20 protein-coding genes are annotated in these 22,429 nt (G+C 71.0%); 9 read left to right on the top strand and 11 right to left on the bottom strand.

The features are described 5' to 3' along the window. Positions 1-141: 141 nt before the first annotated feature. The 3 genes from GAS53_RS29975 to GAS53_RS29965 all read left to right on the top strand — a co-directional run bounded on the left by GAS53_RS29975 (position 142) and on the right by GAS53_RS29965 (position 3,671). Entirely contained in the window at positions 142-846 is a 705-nt protein-coding gene (locus tag GAS53_RS29975; RefSeq protein ID WP_151480855.1) for a PH domain-containing protein, read from the top strand. Positions 847-1,052: 206 nt separating this feature from the next. After that, positions 1,053-2,714, top strand: coding sequence for a hypothetical protein (locus GAS53_RS29970; RefSeq protein WP_151480854.1), 1,662 nt, complete (start codon positions 1,053-1,055; stop codon positions 2,712-2,714). A 105-nt stretch (positions 2,715-2,819) separates the two neighbouring features. Next, positions 2,820-3,671 carry a hypothetical protein gene (locus GAS53_RS29965; protein WP_151480853.1) on the top strand — a complete coding sequence of 284 codons (852 nt, stop codon included), beginning with the start codon at positions 2,820-2,822 and terminating at the stop codon, positions 3,669-3,671. Between the two features lie 47 nt (positions 3,672-3,718). Here the strand turns inward: GAS53_RS29965 and GAS53_RS29960 are convergent, their stop codons facing one another. The 4 genes from GAS53_RS29960 to GAS53_RS29945 form a co-directional block, all read right to left on the bottom strand. Further along, positions 3,719-4,963, bottom strand: a complete 1,245-nt coding sequence (locus tag GAS53_RS29960) for a glycosyltransferase family 39 protein (protein WP_151480852.1) — start codon at positions 4,961-4,963, stop codon at positions 3,719-3,721. A 327-nt stretch (positions 4,964-5,290) separates the two neighbouring features. Beyond that, entirely contained in the window at positions 5,291-6,922 is a 1,632-nt protein-coding gene (locus GAS53_RS29955) for a phospho-sugar mutase (protein ID WP_151480851.1), read from the bottom strand. A 277-nt stretch (positions 6,923-7,199) separates the two neighbouring features. Next, complete coding sequence (locus GAS53_RS29950) at positions 7,200-8,024, bottom strand: purine-nucleoside phosphorylase (protein ID WP_151480850.1); 825 nt, start codon at positions 8,022-8,024, stop codon at positions 7,200-7,202. A gap of 158 nt (positions 8,025-8,182) precedes the next feature. Then, positions 8,183-8,620 carry a gamma-glutamylcyclotransferase gene (locus GAS53_RS29945; RefSeq protein WP_151480849.1) on the bottom strand — a complete coding sequence of 146 codons (438 nt, stop codon included), beginning with the start codon at positions 8,618-8,620 and terminating at the stop codon, positions 8,183-8,185. A gap of 163 nt (positions 8,621-8,783) precedes the next feature. Here GAS53_RS29945 and GAS53_RS29940 point away from each other — a divergent pair, with 163 nt between their 5' ends. Further along, positions 8,784-10,232 (top strand): NAD(P)H-quinone dehydrogenase, encoded by a 1,449-nt coding sequence (locus GAS53_RS29940; protein ID WP_151480848.1) that lies wholly within the window; start codon positions 8,784-8,786, stop codon positions 10,230-10,232. A gap of 181 nt (positions 10,233-10,413) precedes the next feature. Next, on the top strand, positions 10,414-11,376 hold the full coding sequence (locus GAS53_RS29935; RefSeq protein WP_151480847.1) for a DeoR/GlpR family DNA-binding transcription regulator: 963 nt from the start codon (positions 10,414-10,416) through the stop codon (positions 11,374-11,376). A 195-nt stretch (positions 11,377-11,571) separates the two neighbouring features. Here the strand turns inward: GAS53_RS29935 and GAS53_RS29930 are convergent, their stop codons facing one another. Further along, the gene (locus GAS53_RS29930) at positions 11,572-12,138 is read right to left on the bottom strand and encodes a TetR/AcrR family transcriptional regulator (RefSeq protein WP_225859172.1); all 567 of its coding nucleotides are present in this window, start codon (positions 12,136-12,138) and stop codon (positions 11,572-11,574) included. Positions 12,139-12,373: 235 nt separating this feature from the next. After that, positions 12,374-14,131, bottom strand: a complete 1,758-nt coding sequence (locus tag GAS53_RS29925) for an acetyl/propionyl/methylcrotonyl-CoA carboxylase subunit alpha (RefSeq protein ID WP_151480846.1) — start codon at positions 14,129-14,131, stop codon at positions 12,374-12,376. 389 nt (positions 14,132-14,520) lie between these two features. On the opposite strand from GAS53_RS29925, the gene GAS53_RS29920 reads away from it, so the two are divergent. Then, positions 14,521-15,015 carry a hypothetical protein gene (locus GAS53_RS29920; protein ID WP_404829306.1) on the top strand — a complete coding sequence of 165 codons (495 nt, stop codon included), beginning with the start codon at positions 14,521-14,523 and terminating at the stop codon, positions 15,013-15,015. A gap of 37 nt (positions 15,016-15,052) precedes the next feature. Here the strand turns inward: GAS53_RS29920 and GAS53_RS29915 are convergent, their stop codons facing one another. Further along, complete coding sequence (locus GAS53_RS29915; protein ID WP_151480844.1) at positions 15,053-15,673, bottom strand: Maf family protein; 621 nt, start codon at positions 15,671-15,673, stop codon at positions 15,053-15,055. 31 nt (positions 15,674-15,704) lie between these two features. Next, the gene (mmpB, locus tag GAS53_RS57700; RefSeq protein WP_148010176.1) at positions 15,705-15,833 is read right to left on the bottom strand and encodes a morphogenic membrane protein MmpB; all 129 of its coding nucleotides are present in this window, start codon (positions 15,831-15,833) and stop codon (positions 15,705-15,707) included. 152 nt (positions 15,834-15,985) lie between these two features. Between mmpB and GAS53_RS29905 the strand changes: the two genes are divergently transcribed. Beyond that, positions 15,986-17,116: an SGNH/GDSL hydrolase family protein gene (locus GAS53_RS29905; protein WP_151480843.1), complete on the top strand. Its 1,131-nt coding sequence runs from the start codon at positions 15,986-15,988 to the stop codon at positions 17,114-17,116. 57 nt (positions 17,117-17,173) lie between these two features. Here the strand turns inward: GAS53_RS29905 and GAS53_RS29900 are convergent, their stop codons facing one another. After that, positions 17,174-17,380: an acyl-CoA carboxylase epsilon subunit gene (locus tag GAS53_RS29900; RefSeq protein WP_151480842.1), complete on the bottom strand. Its 207-nt coding sequence runs from the start codon at positions 17,378-17,380 to the stop codon at positions 17,174-17,176. Between the two features lie 26 nt (positions 17,381-17,406). After that, the gene (locus GAS53_RS29895) at positions 17,407-19,005 is read right to left on the bottom strand and encodes an acyl-CoA carboxylase subunit beta (protein ID WP_151480841.1); all 1,599 of its coding nucleotides are present in this window, start codon (positions 19,003-19,005) and stop codon (positions 17,407-17,409) included. A 211-nt stretch (positions 19,006-19,216) separates the two neighbouring features. Between GAS53_RS29895 and GAS53_RS29890 the strand changes: the two genes are divergently transcribed. Then, a complete protein-coding gene (locus tag GAS53_RS29890; RefSeq protein ID WP_151480840.1) occupies positions 19,217-20,101 on the top strand; it encodes a biotin--[acetyl-CoA-carboxylase] ligase in 885 nt (294 codons plus the stop codon). Between the two features lie 469 nt (positions 20,102-20,570). Beyond that, on the top strand, positions 20,571-21,635 hold the full coding sequence (locus tag GAS53_RS29885; protein ID WP_151480930.1) for an adenylate/guanylate cyclase domain-containing protein: 1,065 nt from the start codon (positions 20,571-20,573) through the stop codon (positions 21,633-21,635). Between the two features lie 59 nt (positions 21,636-21,694). On the opposite strand, the gene GAS53_RS29880 is transcribed toward GAS53_RS29885, so the two are convergent. Then, positions 21,695-22,294: a hypothetical protein gene (locus GAS53_RS29880; RefSeq protein WP_151480839.1), complete on the bottom strand. Its 600-nt coding sequence runs from the start codon at positions 22,292-22,294 to the stop codon at positions 21,695-21,697. Positions 22,295-22,429: the final 135 nt, after the last annotated feature.

Genomic DNA, 22,429 nt, shown 5'->3' with positions numbered 1-22,429 from the left:
ACCCCCGAGGTTCATCGGGGTAGTCAGCCCGGACTCGTCCCGTGTTCCCCGGTACTCGTCCCGTGTTCTCAGTGTGCTTGACCCGACGAGCCGGGGCACCGCCCGGGAGCGGTGTCGGGGGCGTCGGGCAGAATCGGGAGCATGACGACCCCGGACCACCAGCCACCCGCACCGGACACACCGGAACCCCAGTTCAAGGACCGGATCTACCGGTCACCCTCCAGTATCGCGGGCGGTGTGCTGCTGCTCGCCATCGCGGGCTGGCTCGGCATCGACGCCCTGGTCACGGGCGAGGGCCGTGCACCGTGGGTGGCGCTGGCCGTGCTGATCCTCCTGGTCCCGCTGGTCGTCGCCTTCACGCTGCGCCCGGCCGTCTTTGCGAACGAGCAGCGCATGCGTATCCGTAACCCCTTCCGGGTGATCGTGCTGCCCTGGGGGACGGTCGAGGCGTTCAGGTCCGGCTACTCGAACGAGGTGCTCGACAAGGCCGGCACCAAGTACCAGGTGTGGGCCGTGCCCGTCTCGCTGCGGGCTCGTAAGCGAGCGGCGCGGAGGGAGGCCCGCGGGGAGGCCCGGGAAGCTCGGGAGGCCCGAGGGGCCCGGGGAGACACGGCGGCGGGCCGCGGCGGTCCGTCCGGTGGCCGGTCCCGCGGTCCTTCGGCCGTGACGGACGGGCCCGTGCGCGCCCAGACCGACCAGATCATGCACGATTTGGGTGAGCTGCTGGAGGCCCGCGGCAAGGACCCGCGGGCACAGGGCGAGGTGTCGGTGCGGTGGGCGTACGAGATCGTGGGGCCGGCGGTGGCCGGGGCGGTGCTGCTGGCGGTGCTGCTGGCGGTGGGGTGAGGGCACGCCTTCTCGCGGTTTCCCACGACTTGACGTCTTCGCGCGCTTGAGGCGATGGGCACGTCCGGCCGTACGAGAGGGTGGCACCTTCGTCGGAGGCAGAGGTGTCCGGTGGCCGAGGCGGGGGCGTCCGGTCGCTACTGTCACCCACCACCGGTGCCGACGCCGGTGTCACACCGGCGTTCCCACGCGATCCAGGAGTGCATGTGTCGTACGACGAGCCGCTGCGGTTGCCCGCGGCCGCGATACCCGACGGCTGCCGGGACTGGACCGCCGGGGGTGCGGCCGGCTGGTCGGCCGCGCTGCCGCCGCGCTGGACGTTCCTGAGGGTGCGCAGGTCGATCGCGGCCGCCGTGACCACGCTCGCACTGTGCGCGGGCGCCTGGGCCGCGATGCTCGGCGGACTGTGGCCGTTCGTCGCGGCGGGGTTCGCGGTGTACGCCCTCTGGGCGCTCGCGCGGCCCGAGCTGGTCTGGGTCGGGGCGCCGGGGCTGCTCCTCGCGCTCGCGGTGGAGGCGCCGTCGCAGCCGTGGGGTGTGACCGCCGTCGGGGCGTTCGTCGTGGTGGTCTCCTGGGCCGCCGTCGCGGTACGCCTGCGGGCCCGGAGCGCCCAGCTCGACCAGGCGCTGGAGGCCGCCGCGGACGGCACGGCGCGGGTCCCGGACGCGGACGCACGGGTGCGGCGCGGCAGTTTCCTGCTCCCGCTCGGCCTCGTGGTGCTCGGGCTGGCCGTGCTCACCGGCGCCACCTCGGAACTGTGGGGCACGGTCGACGACCGCCGGGGCGCCTGGGTCATGGCCTTCTACCTGGCCGGGCTCGCCGTGACCGCCCTTGCCTCCGCGTGGCTGGGCCGCCACCGGTCCGTCGCGCTGCGCCGGGCCGCCGCGCCCGTACTGCGCGTCCTCGTACGTGACGACGCGCAGGGCTCCACGGAGGTGTACGCGGCGGACGACCTCGCGGCGATGCGGCCGCTGTTCACCGTCGACCTGACCTCGTACGACGGTGCCTCCGAAGAAGGCGACGAGGACGACGACGATGACGACGACGACGCGGAGACGGACGAGGAACTGGAGCGGCTCCTCGACGCGGTGGACGACGACACCCCCGGGCCGGTCCGCGAAGCCGTCCTCTACGGCGCCCCCTTCGACGGCGCCGAGATCGTGGTCGTCAGCGCCGACGAGGACCCGGAACAGCCGCCCCTGACGGAATGGTCGGCGGGACCGGTCCGCCCGTTGTCGCCGAGCGCCGGGATGCGGCGTATCGCCAAGGAGAAGGCCAGGGAGGAGCAGAGCCGCCAACTGGAGGAGCAGGCAAGGGAGTTGGTCGTCGACCGGCCGCCCGTCCCGGTGCGCCGCTGGCGTGCGGGCTGGCTGGACTGGGTGGCGGCGGTGCTGCTGGTGCAGTGGGGCGTCTGGCTCTTCTGGGCCTCGTTCACCGAGTCCGACATGCCCCTGTGGAAGCTGGCCGTCGTCGGCGTACTCGGCCTCTACGGAGCCGTCCGCGTCCCGGTGAAGCTCGCCTGGCGCATCACTGCCGACCGCTCGGGCCTCTGGGTCACCGGGCTGCGCGGCCCGCGGCACGTCCCCTGGGACGACATCCGCTCCGTACGCCGCCGGTCATTCGAGCTGAAGCTGCGCTGGCGGGGCGACGACTGGTCGGTCGCGGCGCCGCGGTGGGCGTGGTTCGAGCGCCGCCAGGGCCTGATCCATCCGTACGACGCCCTGGCCGCCGAACTCACGGCCATGCGTACGGATCCCGCCCTGCGGCCCACCGGAGAGAGCACCGCGCCCGAACGCGGGCGCCCGCTGTGGCCGTTGGCCCTGGTGCTGGCGCTGGTATGGGCCGCGGTGCTGGTGGTGTGGGGGTGAAGTAGCCCTGACGCAGCGGGAGTTGCTCGCGCACGGCAGGCAACCCGCGCGGGGGTCGGCGGCGACCTGAGGGTGAAATCCCGTCCCCCACAAAGGGAGTTCACCGTGCACAGACATCTCGCACGTCTGGCCACAGTCCTCGCCGCCCTGTTCGCGCTGGTCCTCGCGCCGGGTACGACGGCGTCCCCGGCGCAGGCCGCCGAAGAGTGGAACCCGCCCGCGAACCTGGTGCAGCCGCTGAACGAGGTGTGGAACCACGTCTCGTCCACGTACCCCGACCTCTACGGCTTCCGCAACTACGGCTGGGACCAGGTCATGGCCAACAGAGGAAGCGTCAACTACTGCGTCCGCTGGGAGTCCGACACTCCGGTCAGCGCGGACCTGCGCGACCGGATCCACACCGCGCTGAAGAAGCAGTTCGGCAAGTGGATGTCGGCGATGGTGGACAACGGCACGGGCCACAACGCCTGGCCGTACACGAACGTGCCGGTCAACATCGTCGGCTGGGCGGTGAAGAACCGCTCGACCCTCCAGTGGACGGACAACTCCGTCGACATCTACGCCGGCAACCTCGACGGCGGCGGCGCCCCGCAGTGCGCCCCGGACTGCGGCCGCTTCTTCCACCAGGACGGCGACTACTCCCGCTGCCCGGGCGGCGCGGCCCGCCACTACGACCAGTCCCTCTGGCTGACCAAGGGCTTCCAGGGCGGCGCCGGCGGCGACTGGGGCCAGCGCGTGGGCCAGGAGTACTTCACGGGCGCCCTGACCCAGGAGAACATCCATATCTACCTGCACGAGGTCGGCCACACCTTCGGCCTCGACGACTTCTACGACTGGACCCCGACCGGCCAGTGCTGCTTCCTCATGAAAGCGGGCAGCGCCGCGCAGATCACGGAGTTCGACAAGTGGATGCTGCGGGACTTCTGGCGGCATCTGAAGGGGCGGTACGGGATCTGACGGCGGCGTCGGCCTTGCGCGCCCGGGTCGCGGCCCGGGGCAGCCGATCAGGGCGCGCTAGGCCACACCAGCACCATGTACGCCCCGCAGTACGCCGAGCTCAGGGCCGCCGTCGTCACGGTGAGGATGAGGAGGCGGCCCGAGGCTCGGGACAAGTGCGCGGCCAGGGGGAGGAGGAGCGGGAAGGCCGGGAGGAGGAAGCGCGCTCGGGGGAAGTAGACGCCGCCGCTGCCCAGGACGATGGTCAGGAGGGCTGCGGTGAAGATCAGGAGGGGGAGGGGGTGGCGGTCCCAGATGGTTACGGCGAAGAGGGCGACCGAGGCCAGGAGGGTCAGGGTGACCATCACCAGGAACAGTTCAGGTGTCGAGTCCCGCGCGAGGTACTCGCGGAGGAAGCGGAGCGTCTGGGCGCCGCCGTCCCAGTCGTTGTGCCACATCTCCTGTACGGCGAAGTAGCCGTCCCAGCGGTTCAGACGCAGGCCCACCCAGCCGACGTACGCGAACCAGCCCAGCGGGGCGAGGAGGGCGGCCGCGAGGAGGCGGGCGCAGACGCGGCGACGGAGGGCCAGTAGCGCTGTCACCGTGACCGCGGCCGCCACGGCGATGCCCGTCGGGCGGGTCAGGCCCGCGAGCGTGGCCAGGGAACCCGCCCAGAGCCAGCGGCCCGTCAGTACCGCGTAGAGGGACCAGGCTGCCAGCGCCGTGAACAAGGACTCCGTGTAGCCCATCCACTGGACCAGGCCCACCGGGAGGGCGGCCCAGAGGACGGTCAGGATGACGCCGGCGCGGTGGCCGTACAGGCGGTTGCCGATCGCGTAGATGCCCCAGGCGGCGAAGAGCGAGCTGATGACCGCGAGGACCAGGCCCGTTGTGGCGCGTGTGCCGGGGGTGAACGCGGCGACCGCCTTCACCAGGACCGGGTAGAGCGGGAAGAAGGCGAGGTTGTTCGCGTCGTACGCGGTGCCCAGTTCGCGGGTGTACCCGTGGTCCGCGATGCCCAGGTACCAGTCCGCGTCCCACTGGGTTGCCAGGGTCGGCCAGACGCCATGGTGGCGGCGGTGGGCCCAGACGGTGAGGACGAGCAGGCCGGTGAGGCGTACGGCGACGTAGGCGAGCAGGGCGGGGGCGGCGCGGCGCAGGGCGCGGCGGGCGCGTACGGAGAGCGGTGGGGTGGTGCGGGGAGCCGCGGGGCGGCCGGGGTGTGGGGAGGCCGGGGGGTGTCCGTCGGAGGTGTCGCGGGGTTCCGGGGCTTCGGTCGCTCGGGGTGTCGGCCGGAATGCGGTCGGGGACACGGCGGCGGCTCCAGGGCTCGGCGGTGCGCTACCGGTCAACCGTTCCTCGGCCGACCGGTGGCGCACCGGAGCGCTGCGTCAACTGCCGCGCGGAAATCACCCGATGGGGTGCCTCCGGGCCGGTATCCGAGCCCGGATATGTCATCGGAGACCCAGTGGTGTCATCGGATAGCTGCTGCCGTCATCGGATACCCGCTGGGGCTAAACGCTCCGCTGGAAGTGCCGCGATGTGCCGTCGGTCTTCTGCGGGCCCGTCGGGGCCGGTCGCGCAGTTCCCCGCGCCCCTTTGGGACGCTGCCGAACCGCAGCTGACCTCACCCGACCTGCTTAGATCCCCGCTGCCGCCGACAGGTCCCGCTTGATCGTCGACAACAGGTCCGTCGCCTTCGCGCGGGCCGCCGGGAGGTCGTCGTGGGTACCGACCGGCACCACGACCTCCAGGTAGCACTTCAGCTTCGGCTCCGTACCGCTGGGGCGGACGATGACGCGGGCGCCGTCCAGCGTGTAGCGCAGGCCGTCCGTGGGCGGGAGCCTGTCCGTGCCCTTCGTCAGGTCCTCGGCCTTCGTGACGGGCAGGCCGGCGAGCCGGGCGGGCGGCCGTTCGCGCAGGCGGCGCATCGCGTCGGAGATGAGCGAGAGGTCGTCCACCCGGGCCGAGAGCTGGTCCGTGGCGTGCAGGCCGTGCTCGACCGCGAGGTCGTCGAGGAGGTCGAGGAGGGTGCGGTTCTGGGACTTGAGCTCGGAGGCCAGCTCCGTGATCAGGAGAGCCGCCGTGATGCCGTCCTTGTCCCGTACGCCCTCGGGATCCACGCAGTAGCCCAGCGCCTCCTCGTAGCCGTACCGCAGACCCTCCACCCGGGCGATCCACTTGAAGCCCGTCAGGGTCTCCTCGTACGGGAGGCCCGCCTTCTCGGCGATCCTGCCGAGCAGGGAGGACGAGACGATCGACTCCGCGAACGTGCCCCGCGCGCCCCGGCGCACCAGGTGCGCCGCGAGGAGGGCTCCCACCTCGTCGCCGCGCAGCATGCGCCAGCCGTCGGCGTCCTTGACCGCCGCCGCGCAGCGGTCCGCGTCCGGGTCGTTCGCGATGATCAGGTCCGGGTCCGTCTCGAGAGCCTTCGCGAAGGCCAGGTCCATCGCGCCCGGCTCCTCCGGGTTCGGGAACGCGACCGTCGGGAAGTCCGGGTCCGGGTCCGCCTGCTCGGCGACGAGGACGGGTGCGGGGAAGCCGGCTCGGGCGAAGGCCGCGAGAAGGGTTTCCTTGCCCACGCCGTGCATCGCCGTGTAGACGGTGCGGGCGGTACGGGGGGAGCGGGGGGCCAGTACCGCGTCCGTGCGCGCCAGGTAGGCGTTCAGGACGCCGTCGTCGAGTGTTTCCCAGCCGGCGTCCGGACGGGGTACGTCGGCCAGGCTCGCGATCGCGTCGATCTCCGCCGCGATCTCCGCGTCCGCCGGCGGGACGATCTGGGAGCCGTCGCCCAGGTAGACCTTGTAGCCGTTGTCGCGCGGGGGGTTGTGGCTGGCCGTCACCTCCACGCCTGCCGCAGCGCCCAAGTGCCTTATGGCGTAGGCGAGTACGGGGGTGGGGAGGGGGCGGGGGAGGAGGGCCGCGCGCAGGCCCGCGCCCGTCATGACCGCTGCCGTGTCCCGGGCGAAGTCGGCGGACTTGTGGCGGGCGTCGTATCCGATGACCACGAGGCCGTCGGTCCGGCCCTTCGACTTCAGGTACGCGGCGAGGCCGGCGGCCGCGCGGATGACCACCGAGCGGTTCATCCGCATCGGGCCCGCGCCCAGCTCGCCCCGCAGGCCCGCTGTGCCGAACTGGAGGGTGCCGCTGAAGCGTGCGGTGAGCTCCGCTGTGTCCTCGGCGTCGATGAGCTTGGCGAGTTCCTCACGGGTTTCCGCGTCGGGGTCCTCGGCCAGCCACGCCTTGGCCCGTGCGATGAGTTCGTCCTGCACGTCGGGTCAACCTCTCTCTTTGTTTCGCTGTGTCCTGGGTTGCCGTGTACCCCGGGATGTCGCCCCCGCCGCCCCTACCCGTCCCATCCCTGGGGGCTGCGCCCCCAGACCCCCGCTATCGGCCTGAACGGCATCGTCCTCAAACGCCGGACGGGCTGAGAGTGCCTGGACTGGGCTGGAAAGCTGAGCAAAATCCAGCCCCTCCGGCGTTTGAGGAGCGGGGTCTGGGGCGGAGCCCCAGGGGACGGGAACGGGTAGGGGCGGCGGGGGCGAAAACCTACAGCCGGTCCAAGACCTGCGTCAGCAGCGCGCCCATGTGCGTGGCGGAGTCGCGGCCCGCCTGGAGGACCTCCTCGTGGTTGAGGGGCTCGCCGGTCATCCCCGCGGCGAGGTTGGTCACCAGGGAGATACCGAGAACCTCCGCACCGGCCTCGCGCGCGGCGATGGCCTCGAGGGTGGTCGACATGCCCACCAGATCCGCACCGATGACGCGAGCCATCCGGATCTCGGCCGGCGTCTCGTAGTGCGGGCCGGGGAACTGCGCGTACACGCCCTCCTCAAGGGTCTCGTCGATCTCCTTGCACAGCGCACGCAGACGGGGCGAGTACAGATCCGTGAGATCGACGAAGTTCGCGCCGACGATCGGGGAGGCCGCCGTCAGGTTGATGTGGTCGCTGATGAGGACCGGCTGGCCGGGACGCATGCCCTCGCGCAGGCCGCCGCAGCCATTGGTCAGCACGATGGTCTTGCAGCCGGCGGCCACGGCCGTACGGACGCCATGGGCGACGGCGGCGACCCCGCGGCCCTCGTAGTAGTGGGTGCGGCCCAGGAAGACGAGCGCGCGCTTGTCGCCGATCTGGTACGAGCGGACCTTGCCGCCGTGGCCCTCGACCGCCGGCGGCGGGAAACCGGGCAGCTCGGTGACCTGGAACTCGGTCTCGGGGTCACCGAGGGCCTCCACGGCCGGCGCCCAGCCGGAGCCCATCACGAGGGCGACGTCGTGGGTCTCGGCGCCCGTGAGTTCCCGCAGGCGCGCGGCGGCGGCGTCGGCGGCGGCGTAAGGGTCGCCCTGGATGTCGTCCGGAAGAAGAGATGCGTTCACGCGCACGAGGGTAGCCGGTCTGGGCCTACGCGCGTAGATGTTGATGGTCACGGGTTTGCGATCGTTGTCTTGTTGTTTCCGCCGAAGACCGCCGACGACCGCCGAAGGAGGGAACGGGGGTGCCGTACTGCCCTGTGAGTCAGTACGTCTCCCATGGGTCAGCAGGGGCGCTTGCGCAGCTCCATCACATAGTCGTGCGGGGCCCCCGCCGACTCCGCCGCGTCCGCGATCTCACCGAGGTAGCGGGCCGAGGGGAGCCCTCCCTCGTAACCGTTGAGGACGTACAGCCACGCCGACTCCTCGCCCTCCAGCGTGTGGATCCGGACCCGCATCCGCCGGTAGACGTCGAGGCCGACGCCCTCCCAGCGGTCCATGGACTCCTCGTCCGGGGGAGCGATGTCGTAGAGGGCGACGAAGACCTGCGAGCGCGGGGCCTCGACGATGGTCGCGAGTGCGCCCTCCCAGCCCATGTGCTCGCCGCCGAAGGTCAGCCGCCAGCCGTTCAGCCACCCGGTGGCGCGCAGCGGCGAGTGCGGGGCGCGGCGCGTCATGAGCCGCGGGTCGAGATTGCCGGCGTACGCGGCGTAGAGCGACATGGGACCGAGGGTACGGCAGCGAACGCGTGCGCCTCTCCCGCAACAGCAGCACCCGATCCCCGTACCGCGGAGGGCCCGATGCCGTACCGGGAGCACCGGATCCCGTACCGGAGGCATCCGGCGGGTCCCCCCGGGGCGGGAGCACCCTGGGGCGTGCGGGACAATGGAGTACGTGACTCGGATCGTGATCATTGGTGGCGGACCCGGCGGATACGAAGCGGCCCTGGTGGCCGCCCAGCTCGGCGCGGAGGTGACCGTCGTCGACTGCGACGGTCTGGGCGGTGCGTCGGTGCTCACCGACTGCGTGCCGTCGAAGACCCTGATCGCGACGGCCGAGGTGATGACCACCTTCGACTCGTCCTACGAGGAGCTAGGGATCATCGTCGCCGATGACACTCCTCACGTCGACACGCCCGCGCGGGTGGTCGGTGTGGATCTCGGCAAGGTCAACCGCCGTGTGAAGCGGCTCGCGCTCGCCCAGTCCCACGACATCACGGCGTCCGTCACACGCGCCGGCGCCCGGGTGCTGCGCGGACGCGGGCGGCTCGAAGGCATGCAGGCCCTGGACGGGTCGCGCAAGGTCGTCGTACGGGCCGCGGACGGGAGCGAGGAGACGCTCGTCGCGGACGCCGTGCTCATCGCCACCGGTGGCCATCCCCGTGAGCTGCCCGACGCACAGCCGGACGGGGAGCGGATCCTCAACTGGACCCAGGTCTACGACCTCGACGAGCTGCCCGACGAGCTCATCGTGGTCGGGTCGGGTGTCACCGGCGCCGAGTTCGCCGGTGCCTACCAGGCGCTCGGCTCGCGGGTCACCCTCGTCTCCAGCCGCGACCGCGTGCTGCCGGGCGAGGACTCGGACGCGGCGGGCGTACTGGAGGACGTGTTCCGGCGGCGCGGCATGAACGTTCTGGCGCGCTCGCGCGCCCAGTCCGCCAAGCGGGTCGGCGACCGCGTCGAGGTGACGCTCGCCGACGGCCGTGTCATCTCCGGCTCGCACTGCCTGATGGCCGTCGGCGCCATCCCCAACAGCCAGGGCATGGGCCTCGAGGAGGCCGGGGTCAAGGTCCAGGAGTCCGGGCACATCTGGACCGACAGGGTCTCCAGGACCACGGCTCCCGGTGTGTACGCCGCCGGTGACGTGACCGGTGTCTTCGCGCTCGCCTCGGTGGCCGCCATGCAGGGCCGTATCGCCATGTACCACTTCCTCGGTGACGCGGTCGCCCCGCTGAACCTGAAGACGGTGTCCTCGAACGTCTTCACCGACCCCGAGATCGCCACCGTCGGCTATTCGCAGGCGGACGTGGACGGCGGCGTCATCGACGCCCGGGTCGTGAAGCTGCCCCTGCTGCGCAACCCGCGCGCCAAGATGCAGGGCATCCGGGACGGCTTCGTGAAGATCTTCTGCCGCCCGGGCACCGGGATCATCGTCGGCGGTGTCGTGGTCGCGCCGCGCGCCTCGGAACTGATCCACCCCATCTCGATCGCGGTCGACAACAACCTGACCGTCGAACAGATCGCGAACGCCTTCACCGTGTACCCCTCCCTGTCGGGCTCGATCGCCGAGGTGGCACGGCAGCTGCACACCCGGAAGACCGCGGGCGACGCCTGACGGCGAAAGGCACTTCCCGCTGGTCACCCGGAGTGCGGTCACGTTGAGTGGCCGACCATTCGTACGGCATAGGCAACGCGATTAGGCGCGTATACCACTTCCTGCCCTGCCGTGCGAACAACTTCTGTTATTCGGCGCAAACTGCTGAAAGCAGACGGTCGTTGGGGTTACTGTCAGTTTCGTGTTCGCTGCAGAACGTCGCCAATTGATCCTCGAAATGGTGCGAGCGAATGGAGCCGTGTCGCTCCGTGAGCTCGCCCGCGTCGTCCAGACCTCCGAAGTGACCGTACGGCGGGACGTGCGCGCACTGGAGGCAGAAGGACTCCTCGACCGCCGGCACGGCGGTGCGGTATTGCCGGGCGGGTTCACGCGGGAGTCCGGCTTTCCGCAGAAATCTCATCTCGCGACCGCGGAGAAGACGGCCATCGCCGATCTCGCCGCGGGTCTCGTCGAAGAGGGCGAGGCCATTGTGGTGGGGGCGGGTACCACCACACAGGAGCTGGCTCGCCGGCTCGCGCGGGTGCCCGGCCTGACCGTCGTCACCAACTCCCTGCTGGTGGCCCAGGCGTTGGCCCATGCCAACCGCGTGGAGGTCGTGATGACCGGCGGCACCCTGCGCGGTTCCAACTACGCCCTGGTGGGCAGCGGGGCCGAGCAGTCCCTCCAGGGGCTGCGGGTCTCCCGGGCCTTCCTGTCGGGGAGCGGACTGACCGCCGAGCGCGGTCTGTCCACCTCCAACATGCTGTCGGCGTCCGTCGACCGCGCGCTGGTGCAGGCGGCCGCGGAGGTCGTCGTCCTCGCCGACCACACCAAGCTCGGCACCGACACCATGTTCCAGACGGTGCCGACGGATGTCATCACCCGGCTCGTCACCGACGAGCCGCCCGCCCACGACGACCGCGCGGCCACCGAACTGCAGGCCCTGGCCGATCAGGGTGTACAGATCGCGGTGGCCGGAGCCGGCGGTGCGGGCGGAGATACGGTCCCGGCGGGGCGCCAGCCGCCACGCCGGGACGTGCCGCTCCCGGGCCCTCGCCGCGGCCAAGTCCCGGGCGGAGGACCGCAGTTGCGCAGTGCGGCCGCGGTTCTGGGGGAACAGCCCCAGAGCGAGCGGGCGCGGGTCGCGGACCTGCGCCGACGCTGACGGGCAGTCGGTGGCCGGTCATCGGTCGCCAGCCATCGGCGGTCGGCTCTGACGGACGGCGGTCCAGTTCGTACGTCAGGCAGGCAGGCAGGCAGGCACGCGGGCGGGCAGGCACGCAGGCCGGACGGCCGGCAGTCAAGTCGGGCGGCCGGACGGATGGTCATCAGGCTGTACGTACGTCCGGTGTGCGGGACTTCAGATCTTGAGGCCCCGCAGGGTCAGTGTCAGCAGGCGGTCGGCCAACTCCGGGTCGCCCGGGGTCTCTTCGGCGGCCAGCGCGATCGCGTTGGTCAGCTGGAGCAGGTCCACGATGGAGACATCGGGGCGTACGGCGCCCGCTTGCTGCGCACGCGCGAGCAGGCGACTGCCCGCCTCACGCATCGGCCCGCTGCACCGGGCGAGCGCCGAGGCTTCGTCGTGCGAGGCCGCCATGAGCGCACGCGACAGCCCGCGGTACTCACCCGCATGGGTGATGATGGCGCGCAGCCATGCCACGAGCGCCGTGCACGGTTGCGGGTCGTCGAGCAGTTCGCTCGAGAGGTCCAGCAGATCGCTCACCGCGTCCGCGAAGACCGCGCTCAGCAGCGCGTGCCGGTTCGGGAAGTGCCGGTACAGCGTGCCGATGCCGACGCCGGCCCGTCTGGCCACGTCCTCCAGGGACGCGTCAGCGCCGTACTCGGCGAACGCGGCCCGCGCCTCCGAGACCAGCCGCTCGTGGTTGCGGCGGGCGTCAGCACGCATGCCTGCCGGCGGCTTGGCCATGGGTTTCACCTCGCCTCTTTTGCGTGCCGTGGGCCGGGATGTGGCTGGCCCACGGCCTTCTCGTCTGCCCCATGACCGCCGTCCGGGCGCTGCGGGACCGCTGTGGCTGGTCGCGCAGTTCCCCGCGCCCCTAATGGGCTGCGCCCCTAGCGGGGCGCCGTGCCCAGAGGCGCCCGGCCGGCAGGCTGTTCCTGGCCGTCGGGCGCCTCTGGATGCGCGGCGGATGCCTTGTAGGTCAGTCCTTGATTTCGCAGATGAGGGCGCCGGAGGTGACGGAGGCGCCGATCTCGGCGGCGAGGCTTTTGATGGTGCCGGAGCGGTGTGCGTTCAGCGGCTGTTCCATCTTCATCGCTTCCAGGACCACGACCAGGTCGCCCTCGGTGACCTGCTGGCCCTCCTCCACGGCGACCTTGACGATGGTGCCCTGCATCGGCGAGGCCAGCGTGTCGCCGGAGGCCGCCGGGCCGGACTTCTTCGCCGCCCGCCGCTTGGGCCTAGCCCCGGCCGCCAGCCCGGTCCGGGCCAGCGACATGCCCAGACTGGAGGGCAGCGAGACCTCCAGGCGCTTGCCGCCGACCTCGACCACCACCGTCTCGCGGCCCGGCTCCTCGTCCGCCTCCGCGGCATCGGTGGGCGCGGCGAACGGCGTGATCTCGTTGACGAACTCGGTCTCGATCCACCGGGTGTGCACCCGGAACGGATTGCTGGTGAACGCCGGGTCCGCGACCACCGCCCGGTGGAACGGGATGGCGGTGGCCATCCCCTCCACGGTGAACTCGGCCAGCGCCCGGGCCGCCCGCTGCAGCGCCTGCTCCCGGCTCGCACCGGTGACGATCAGCTTGGCCAGCAGCGAGTCCCAGGCCGGACCGATCACCGCGCCGGACTCCACACCCGCGTCCAGGCGCACGCCCGGACCGGACGGCGGGGCGAAGGTCGTGACCGTGCCGGGGGCGGGCAGGAAGTTGCGGCCCGGGTCCTCGCCGTTGATGCGGAACTCGAAGGAATGGCCGCGGATCGCCGGGTCGTCGTAGCCCAGTTCCTCGCCGTCGGCGATGCGGAACATCTCGCGGACCAGGTCGATGCCGGTGACCTCCTCGGTGACCGGGTGCTCCACCTGCAGGCGGGTGTTGACCTCCAGGAAGGAGATCGTGCCGTCCACGCCCACCAGGAACTCCACGGTGCCGGCACCGACGTACCCGGCCTCCTTGAGGATCGCCTTCGAGGCCGCGTACAGCTGCTTGTTCTGCTCGTCCGTGAGGAACGGCGCCGGGGCCTCCTCGACCAGCTTCTGGTGGCGGCGCTGCAGCGAGCAGTCACGGGTCGAGACGACCACGACATTGCCGTGCTGGTCGGCCAGGCACTGGGTCTCCACATGCCGGGGCTTGTCCAGGTAGCGCTCCACGAAGCACTCGCCGCGCCCGAAGGCCGCCACCGCCTCGCGCACCGCGGAGTCGTACAGCTCGGGGACCTCTTCAAGGGTGCGGGCCACCTTCAGACCGCGGCCGCCGCCGCCGAACGCCGCCTTGATCGCGATCGGCAGGCCGTGCTCCTCGGCGAAGGTCACGACCTCCTCGGCGCCGCTCACCGGGTCCGGGGTGCCCGCGACCAGTGGGGCGCCCGCGCGCTGCGCGATGTGCCGGGCGGCGACCTTGTCACCCAGGTCGCGGATCGCCTGCGGGGGCGGGCCGATCCAGATCAGGCCGGCGTCCAGCACCGCCTGCGCGAAGTCCGCGTTCTCCGAGAGAAAGCCGTAGCCGGGGTGGATGGCGTCCGCCCCGGAGTCCTTGGCCGCCTGGAGCACCTTGGTGATGTCCAGGTAGCTGGTGGCCGGGGTGTCACCGCCCAGGGCGAACGCCTCGTCCGCGGCCCGCACATGCAGCGCGTCCCGGTCCGGGTCGGCGTACACCGCCACGCTCGCGATCTGGGCGTCGCGGCACGCCCGGGCGACACGAACAGCGATTTCGCCACGGTTGGCGATCAACACCTTGCGCACGTTGGCTCCCTCTCCTTGAAACAAGCCGAGTTTAGGGACTGCCGACACGACGTTTCGACCCGTCCCCGGTGGTGAGCTTGCCCACACGGAGCGTGATACGAGGCCCGCTCGCCCGCGAAATCCCTTGTCGCACCGCGGTACGCAGGGGGCTTCCCATGAACCCTAGTCCCCCGATGTGGTCAAGGTCTCTGTGAGAGCGTGCTGCGGCCCACTCCGTTTCTTTGTGGAGTCCCTACGAATGGCCCAACGATTCTTTGCCCTCCACGGATCCCTTGTCTCCGGGTTTACCCGTTAGTAGCGTGCGCGATGTCTCGAACGTACTTGAGGTAACAGGCGCTTTGCTCGGACGGCAGTCGAAAGTGGGTGGGGAACCGGTGGTACGCAGACCGGTGGCGTGGGTGACCGCGATCGTGCTCTTCGTGGAGGCGGTCGGCATCGCGCTGGTCAACTGGTTCCTGGGGGTCGTCGTCGACCGGCAGGACATGTCCCTGGCGGGGCTCGACTCGGACGTGATGTCCACGTCCTCGAAGGTCGCGGGCCTGGTCTTCGGCCTCTACTTCGCGCTCTGCGGCCTTGTCGCGCTGCGCGTCGCCCTGCGCGACCGCGCCCCGGCCGGCCTCGGCCGCATCCTGCTGCTCAGCGCCGCGGTGGTGCACGGCCTGCTAGGCGCGTTCACGGTCGGGCTGGTGGGCTGGGGCGCGTTCGCCTTCATGATGGTGGTGCTCGGGCTGATCGTGCTCGTCTTCATGGCGTACGACCGCCCGGAGGCAGCCGTGTCCGACGCGAAGCCGGACGGGGACGGTGGCCCGACGAACGGCGACGGCAAGGGCGACAACGGCAACGAGGGAGCCCCGGTCGCACCCCCTGCGCCCTCGACCCCCTGAACGACGGTGCCTCTCCGAGCAGTGGCGCCCCTCGTGATCACTTCTCGGGCGGCGTCCACAACTCCGTGATTCCGACGCCCAGTTCGGCCAGCAGGCGGCGCACCAGCGGCAGCGAGATCCCGATGACGTTGCCGTGGTCGCCGTCGATGCCGTCGATGAACGGGGCCGACCGGCCGTCGAGCGTGAAGGCCCCGGCGACGTGGAGGGGCTCGCCCGAAGCGACGTACGCGGCGATCTCGGCGTCGGTCGGCTCGCCGAAGCGGACCACGGTGGACGCGACCCCCGACGCGTACCGCCCGGCCACCGTGTCCCACACGCAGTGCCCGGTCTGCAGCGTGCCCGCACGGCCGCGCATCGACTTCCAGCGCGCGGTCGCCTCCTCGGCGTCGGCGGGCTTGCCGAGTGCCACGCCGTCCAGGTCGAGCACCGAGTCGCAGCCGATCACCAGAGCCCCCTTGACCTCCGGCTTCGCCGCCACCACGGACGCCTTCGCCTCGGCGAGGGCGAGCGCCAGCTCGGCGGGGGTCGGGGCGGTCACGGCGTCCTCGTCGACCCCGCTGACGATGACCTCGGGGGCGAGTCCCGCCTGGCGCAGCAGTCCGAGCCGGGCGGGGGACTTGGAGGCGAGGACGAGTCGGCGACGCGGCTGATCAGTCATGCGGCCAGACTATCGGCGGGGCCGCGGCGGCTCACATCACGCCGAGCACGATCATCGCGAGCACCATGGCCAGCGCCATGAGAACGCCCAGCCGCCGCAACATGTCCTGCATGTCACGCAGTTCTTTCGGAGGCTCGTTCTCCGGGTCGGACCACAGCATGTCAACGATCGTGACTCCGCGGCCGTCCCGGACGCCTGAGTATGCGTACTCATCTTGAGTAAAAGGGTCTGACGTTTCATTAGTGCGCACACTCCTGCTACCTTTCCAGGCATCACTAAAGGGACTTTGATCCCATTAGGAAGGGAAGTGCCGTGTTCACCACCGTCTGGACCGCCTCACCCCAGCGCCCCAGCGAGGGCTTCACTCCCAACTGGTCCCAGGAGGGCTTCTGGCGTCAGTCCCTCCGTCAGGTCGTCCGGCTCGGCGCGGGTGGCGAGCGGGTCCGTATCCGGCTCTCGAACGCGTACGGGGCCTCGCCGCTTCGGGTCGCGGGCGCGACGGTGGCCCGTACGGTCACGGGAGCCGTCGTCGAGGCCGGTTCACTGAGGCGGCTGACGTTCGGGGGATCTCGGTCCGTGGCGATCCCCGCGCGCGGGGAGCTGATCAGCGACGCCGTCGAACTCGCCCTGGAATCAAGGGAGTCGGTGACCATCACGCTTCATCTCGATGCCGTCACCGGGCCCGCGACCTTCCATGCGCAGGCCTTCGCGACCAGTTATCGAGGCGCGGGGGATCTCCTGGAGGATGCCGGAGGCGAGGGCTTCGACGAGGTCACCGAGTCCTGGTACTTCCTGTCGGGCGTCGATGTCTCCGCAGGGCGTACGGACGGTGTGGCGCTCTTCGGCGACTCGATCACCGACGGGTTCGGGTCCACGCAAGGTATGAACCGGCGTTGGTCCGATGCCCTCCTCGAGCGCACGGGGCGGCCCGTGCTCAATGCGGGCATCGGTGGGAATCTGCTGCTCAACGACTCCGCTTGGTACGGGGAGAAGGGCGTCCGTCGTCTGGACCGGGATGTGCTCGCTTACGCGAGCGTCGACACCCTTGTCGTTCTGCTCGGGCTCAATGACATCGGCTTCAGTGAGACGGACGAGCAGCCTACGTATCGGCCCGCGCCGCGTGTTGAGGTGGGTGAACTCATTGCGGGGCATCGGGAGTTGATACGGCAGGCACGGGCTCGGGGGGTGCGGGTCGTCGGTGCGACCCTGCTTCCCTTCGGTGGCTCCGATCACTGGGGGGAGCGGGCGGCGAAGGTGAGCCATGAGTTCAACGAGTGGATTCGTTGCTCGGGGGAGTACGACGCGGTGGCCGACCTCAGTCGTGCGCTTGCCGATCCTGCCGATTCGGATGTGCTGTGCGGCGCGTATGACTTCGGCGATCACCTGCACCCGAATGATGACGGGTACCAAGTGATGGCCGAAGTCGTCGCCGCGGTTCTTTGACTGCGGGCCCGTTGTGGCTGGTCGCGCGGTTCCCCGCGCCCCTTGCGGGGCGCAGGTTCAACTCGGCCAGAAGGTGCGGGCCCAAGTCCTCGGGCCCGGGGTCGGTAGGCGCCTCGCGGCCACCCGGGACGGGTCGGACCACGCGTCCCTTTCCTGTGTTGCGCCGGGCGGAGTCGTGGCCGCCGCCGCGGCGCGTGCCTGGACCACCGCCAGTGCGGCGGCCAGCTCCTCCGGGGTCGGGTTGCCCCGTATGACCTTGATCATGACCGCTCCCGCTCTCGACTGGCGTCCTACAGAGGGATGTTGCCGTGCTTCTTCGGCGGCAGGGACTCCCGCTTCGAACGCAGCGACCGCAGACCGCGTACGACGTGGGAGCGGGTGTCGGACGGCAGGATCACGCCGTCGATGTAGCCGCGCTCGGCCGCCGTGTAGGGGTTGAGGAGCGTGTCCTCGTACTCCTGGATCAGGCGGGCCCGGGTGGCGTCCTGCTCCTCCGCGGGGGCCGCCGCGATGGTGCGGCGGTGCAGGATGTTCACCGCGCCCTGTGCGCCCATCACGGCGATCTGGGCGGTCGGCCAGGCGAGGTTGAGGTCGGCGCCCAGGTGCTTGGAGCCCATGACGTCGTACGCGCCGCCGAAGGCCTTGCGGGTGATGACCGTGATGAGGGGGACGGTGGCTTCCGCGTACGCGTAGATCAGTTTGGCGCCGCGGCGGATGATGCCCGTGTGCTCCTGGTCGACGCCGGGGAGGAAGCCCGGCACGTCCACGAAGGTGATCACCGGGACGTTGAACGCGTCGCAGGTACGGACGAAGCGGGCCGCCTTCTCGCTCGCGTCGATGTCCAGACAGCCCGCGAACTGCATCGGCTGGTTGGCGACGATGCCCACCGGGTGGCCCTCGACGCGGCCGAAACCGGTGAGGATGTTCGGCGCGAACAGCGGCTGGGTCTCGAAGAACTCGGCGTCGTCCAGGATGTGTTCGATCACCGTGTGCATGTCGTACGGCTGGTTGGCGCTGTCCGGGATCAGCGTGTCAAGTTCGCGGTCCTCGTCCGTCAGCGCCAGGTCCGCCTCCTCAGGGAAGGCGGGCGGCTCGCTGAGGTTGTTCGACGGGAGGTAGGAGAGCAGGGACTTGACGTACTCGATCGCGTCCTTCTCGTCGCCCGCCATGTGATGGGCCACGCCCGACACCGCGTTGTGCGTGCGCGCGCCGCCCAGCTCCTCGAAGCCGACGTCCTCGCCGGTGACCGTCTTGATCACGTCGGGCCCGGTGATGAACATGTGCGAGGTCTGGTCGACCATCACCGTGAAGTCGGTGATCGCGGGGGAGTAGACCGCGCCGCCCGCGCAGGGGCCGACGACCAGGCTGATCTGCGGAATGACGCCGGAGGCGTGGGTGTTGCGGCGGAAGATCTCGCCGTACATGCCGAGCGCCGAGACACCTTCCTGGATGCGGGCGCCGCCCGAGTCGTTGATGCCGATGACCGGACAGCCGGTCTTCAGCGCGAAGTCCATCACCTTCATGATCTTCTGGCCGAAGACCTCGCCGAGCGCCCCGCCGAACACCGTGAAGTCCTGCGAGAACACGGCGACCGGACGTTCGTCCACTGTGCCGTAGCCGGTCACGACCCCGTCCCCGTACGGGCGGTTGTTCTCCAGGCCGAAGTCCGTCGAGCGGTGCTGTGCGAACTCGTCGAACTCGACGAAGGAGCCCTCGTCCATGAGCAGCTCGATCCGCTCACGGGCCGTCAACTTGCCCTTGGCGTGCTGCTTTTCGACCGCGCGCGCCGAGCCGGCGTGCGTCGCCTCCTCGATACGGCGCCGCAGGTCCGCGAGCTTGCCCGCGGTGGTGTGGATGTCGATCTCATGCTGCTGTTCCGGCTCGGACATCGGGATGCGGCTCCCTGCCTGCTCAGTGGGGACGTGAGGGTGAGGTGCTCAGAGGTACTTCGGGGGACGATTCAGGGTGATTCAGAGGTATTGAAGGTTGTATCGAAGGCTGTTACGTGCTGCTCAGAAGGGGGGGTGGCTACTCATCCGTAGCGTAATGGCGTGCCTACCGTTCGGCAGTGCGGCGTTTACCACACCTAGGCTGGGTTGCATGACGCCGCGAGATGACTCAGACGCGAACAGCAATCGGTGGTCCGACCTGGACCGTCCGCCGCTCAACGCGGCGGCGCTGCGCCGCGCGCTCGTACGGGACGGCGGGCTCTGGTCCGACTTCCAGGTGGTGGCCCGCACCGGGTCCACCAACTCCGATCTCGTCGCCCTCGCCACGGAGGGTAAGGCGGAGGAGGGCGCGGTCCTCGTCGCCGAGGAGCAGGACGCCGGGCGGGGTCGCCTCGACCGTCAGTGGACGGCGCCCGCCCGCTCCGGCCTCTTCTTCTCCGTCCTGCTGAAGCCGGCCGAGGTCCCCGTCGAGCGCTGGGGCTGGCTGCCGCTGCTCACCGGGGTCGCGGTGGCCACGGGTCTCTCGCGGGCGGCCGGCGTGGACACGGCACTCAAGTGGCCCAACGACCTGCTGGTGACGGTCGGCGATGAGGAACGCAAGGCCGGCGGCATCCTCGCCGAGCGCGCGGGCTCCGACGCGGTCGTCGTCGGCATCGGCATCAACGTCACGCTCCGTGCGGACGAGCTGCCCGTGCCGGGCGCCGGCTCGCTCGCCCTCGCGGGAGCGGCGACCACGGACCGTGACACGATCCTGCGCGCTGTCCTCCGCTCCCTGGAGCAGTGGTACGTGAAGTGGCGGGGCGCGGCGGGCGACCCCGACGCCTCCGGCCTCCAGGAGACATACGCCGCCGGGTGCGCGACGCTCGGACTGGTGGTGCGGGCCGAGCTGCCCGGCGGCCAGTCGGTCACCGGCGAGGCGGTGGCCGTGGACGGCGACGGACGTCTGGTGCTGGCCACGGAGGAAGGCGTGCAGCGGCCCGTGGGGGCGGGCGACATCGTGCATCTGCGGCCGGCGGGGTCCTCGGGGGACGCGTGACGGATGTGATGGATGCGATCCGATGTGATGAGAGGGGTACGCGGGGTACTTCGTGCCTGATGGTGAGCAAGGGGCACGTACAGGCCGTACGACAGGGAGTGGGCCGCCGGACGTACGCGCGAGGAGCGGGCCACCGGCCGTCCGGCCTCGGCACTCGGGAGTGAGCCACAGCACACCTGCCGTAGAGTTGAGGCCGGTCGATACCTGACCGCGGCAGATCGGAAGGGCAGCAGGCGTGACCGTCGACGACACCGGCTCCGGCACGGGTAACCCCGCCTCCGACGGTGAGCCGGGGCGTACCGCCGGGTCTGTCGCCGACACGGCGGCCGCGCGCGTCGGCAGGACCGAGGCGCACGCGCGGGTGGAGGAGCAGGACCGAGTGGACGCGCAGGACGGTCGGCGGGACCGGACGGAGGCGCCGGACCGGACGGACAGGCAGAGCCGGACGGACGCGCAGAGCCGGACGGACGTGTACGCCGACGACTCCGGTGACGATCCGCTGGCGCTCCGGCTCGAACAGCTCATCCTCGGCGCCGAGCGGCGTTACACCCCCTTCCAAGCGGCTCGTAGCGCGGGCGTCTCCATGGAGCTGGCGTCCCGCTTCTGGCGGGCCATGGGCTTCGCCGACATCGGCCAGGCCAAGGCCCTCACGGAGGCGGACGTGCTGGCGCTGCGGCGTCTCGCCGGTCTGGTGGAGGCCGGGCTGCTGAGCGAGGCGATGGCGGTCCAGGTGGCCCGCTCCACCGGTCAGACCACCGCCCGGCTGGCCGAGTGGCAGATCGACTCCTTCCTGGAGGGCCTGACCGAGCCCCCGGAACCGGGCATGACGCGCACCGAGGTGACATACCCCCTCGTCGAGCTGCTCCTGCCCGAGCTGGAGGAGTTCCTCGTCTATGTCTGGCGGCGTCAGCTCGCCGCCGCGACCGGCCGCGTCGTGCAGGCGGCGGACGACGAGGAGATGGTCGACCGTCGGCTGGCCGTCGGCTTCGCCGACCTCGTCGGGTTCACGCGCCTCACGCGCCGTATGGAGGAGGAGGAACTCGGCGAGCTCGTCGAGGCCTTCGAGACCACGGCGGCGGATCTGGTGGCCGCGCACGGGGGCCGCCTCATCAAGACCCTGGGCGACGAGGTCCTGTACGCCGCCGATGACGCCGGCGTCGCCGCCGAGATCGCCCTCCGCCTCATCGAGACCATGGCCAACGACGAGACGATGCCCGAACTGCGCGTCGGTATCGCCTTCGGCACGGTGACCACTCGGATGGGCGACGTCTTCGGCACGACCGTGAATCTCGCGTCCCGGCTGACCTCGATAGCCCCCAAGGATGCTGTCCTGGTCGACGGGGCCTTCGCCGAGGAGCTCACGCGGACGGGCGACGCGCCCGCCTCGGAGGCCGAGGCCGCGGAGGAGGCTGCCGCCGCGGAGAAGGAGGGCGAGGAGCCGCCGGTGTACCGCTTCGCGCTCCAGCCGATGTGGCAGCGGGCGGTGCGGGGGCTGGGTGTGGTCGAGCCGTGGCTCATGAGCCGCAGGAACTAGGGGTCTTCGTTCCCGTTCCCGTTTCCGTCCCTGTTCTCGTTCCCGTCCCCGTTTCCGTTTCAGTCCTCGTCGAGGCAGAGGCCCACGATGGGTACGCACAGGTCTTGGGCCGGGTGCGCGGGGTTCTGGGGCGTGCCGGTGAGGGTGGGGGCCGGTGCCGAGGGTGTGGCGGCGGGGGGCTTGGGGGCCGCCGGCTGTCGGGCCGAGTGTGCGGGTGGGGTGGTGGCGCTCGGTGGCCGCGATTCCTGGAGGGTCCCTGAAGGTGTGGGCGCGGGGTGGGCGATGGCCGGTCCTGCGCCTCCTCTCGACCCTGAGGGCGATGTCGCTTTGGGGCTCCCCGTCTTCGTCGTGGCCGAGGGCGACGCACTCGCCGTGGGCACGTCGCCCTCGGCCACTGCCCCGGAGTTGTCCTGAACCGTCTCCTCCGTGGAGCTGACCGCGCTGGGCTCGATATCGGTGGCCTCCACGCTTCCGCCCGACGGCTGGGGTGCCAGGCGCAGCAGGCTCAGCGCCCCCGCGGCCAGGGCGAGCCCTCCGACCGCGAACAGCGTGCGGCGGGGGCGGGGTTTGCGGTGCCGTCCGCGGGGGCGGCCGAGGGTGGGCTCGGGCGCCGTCTGTGCCGCTGTGACCGTCGCTGACTTTGTTGCCGTGTCCGGCATGCGGATCCCTCCCCGGTGCGAGGGCGCCCCCCGGCGCGTTGTCGCGGAGCGCAGGTTATGCGCCCTCTGGGGCGATTCGGGGGGAGTGGGGCTGGGTGTCACTCGATTGGGGAGTTGTCTGCCGCCGGGGGTTTC

Origin of the sequence: Streptomyces albicerus (genome assembly GCF_008905045.1) — a bacterium.
Lineage (GTDB): Bacteria > Actinomycetota > Actinomycetes > Streptomycetales > Streptomycetaceae > Streptomyces > Streptomyces albicerus.
The sequence above is the reverse complement of the archived record's forward strand: the minus strand, read 5'-3'. Positions and strand labels throughout refer to the sequence as shown.

Bases quoted from the DNA above. Each gene is read 5' to 3' on its own strand.
- GAS53_RS29880 (WP_151480839.1), bottom strand. From the start codon at position 22,294: ATGCCGGACACGGCAACAAAGTCAGCGACGGTCACAGCGGCACAGACG.
- GAS53_RS29930 (WP_225859172.1), bottom strand. From the start codon at position 12,138: ATGGCCAAGCCGCCGGCAGGCATGCGTGCTGACGCCCGCCGCAACCAC.
- GAS53_RS29890 (WP_151480840.1), top strand. From the start codon at position 19,217: ATGACGCCGCGAGATGACTCAGACGCGAACAGCAATCGGTGGTCCGAC.
- GAS53_RS29975 (WP_151480855.1), top strand. From the start codon at position 142: ATGACGACCCCGGACCACCAGCCACCCGCACCGGACACACCGGAACCC.
- GAS53_RS29940 (WP_151480848.1), top strand. From the start codon at position 8,784: ATGGAGTACGTGACTCGGATCGTGATCATTGGTGGCGGACCCGGCGGA.
- GAS53_RS29900 (WP_151480842.1), bottom strand. From the start codon at position 17,380: ATGATCAAGGTCATACGGGGCAACCCGACCCCGGAGGAGCTGGCCGCC.
- GAS53_RS29895 (WP_151480841.1), bottom strand. From the start codon at position 19,005: ATGTCCGAGCCGGAACAGCAGCATGAGATCGACATCCACACCACCGCG.
- GAS53_RS29945 (WP_151480849.1), bottom strand. From the start codon at position 8,620: ATGTCGCTCTACGCCGCGTACGCCGGCAATCTCGACCCGCGGCTCATG.
- GAS53_RS29915 (WP_151480844.1), bottom strand. From the start codon at position 15,673: ATGACTGATCAGCCGCGTCGCCGACTCGTCCTCGCCTCCAAGTCCCCC.
- mmpB (WP_148010176.1), bottom strand. From the start codon at position 15,833: ATGCTGTGGTCCGACCCGGAGAACGAGCCTCCGAAAGAACTGCGTGAC.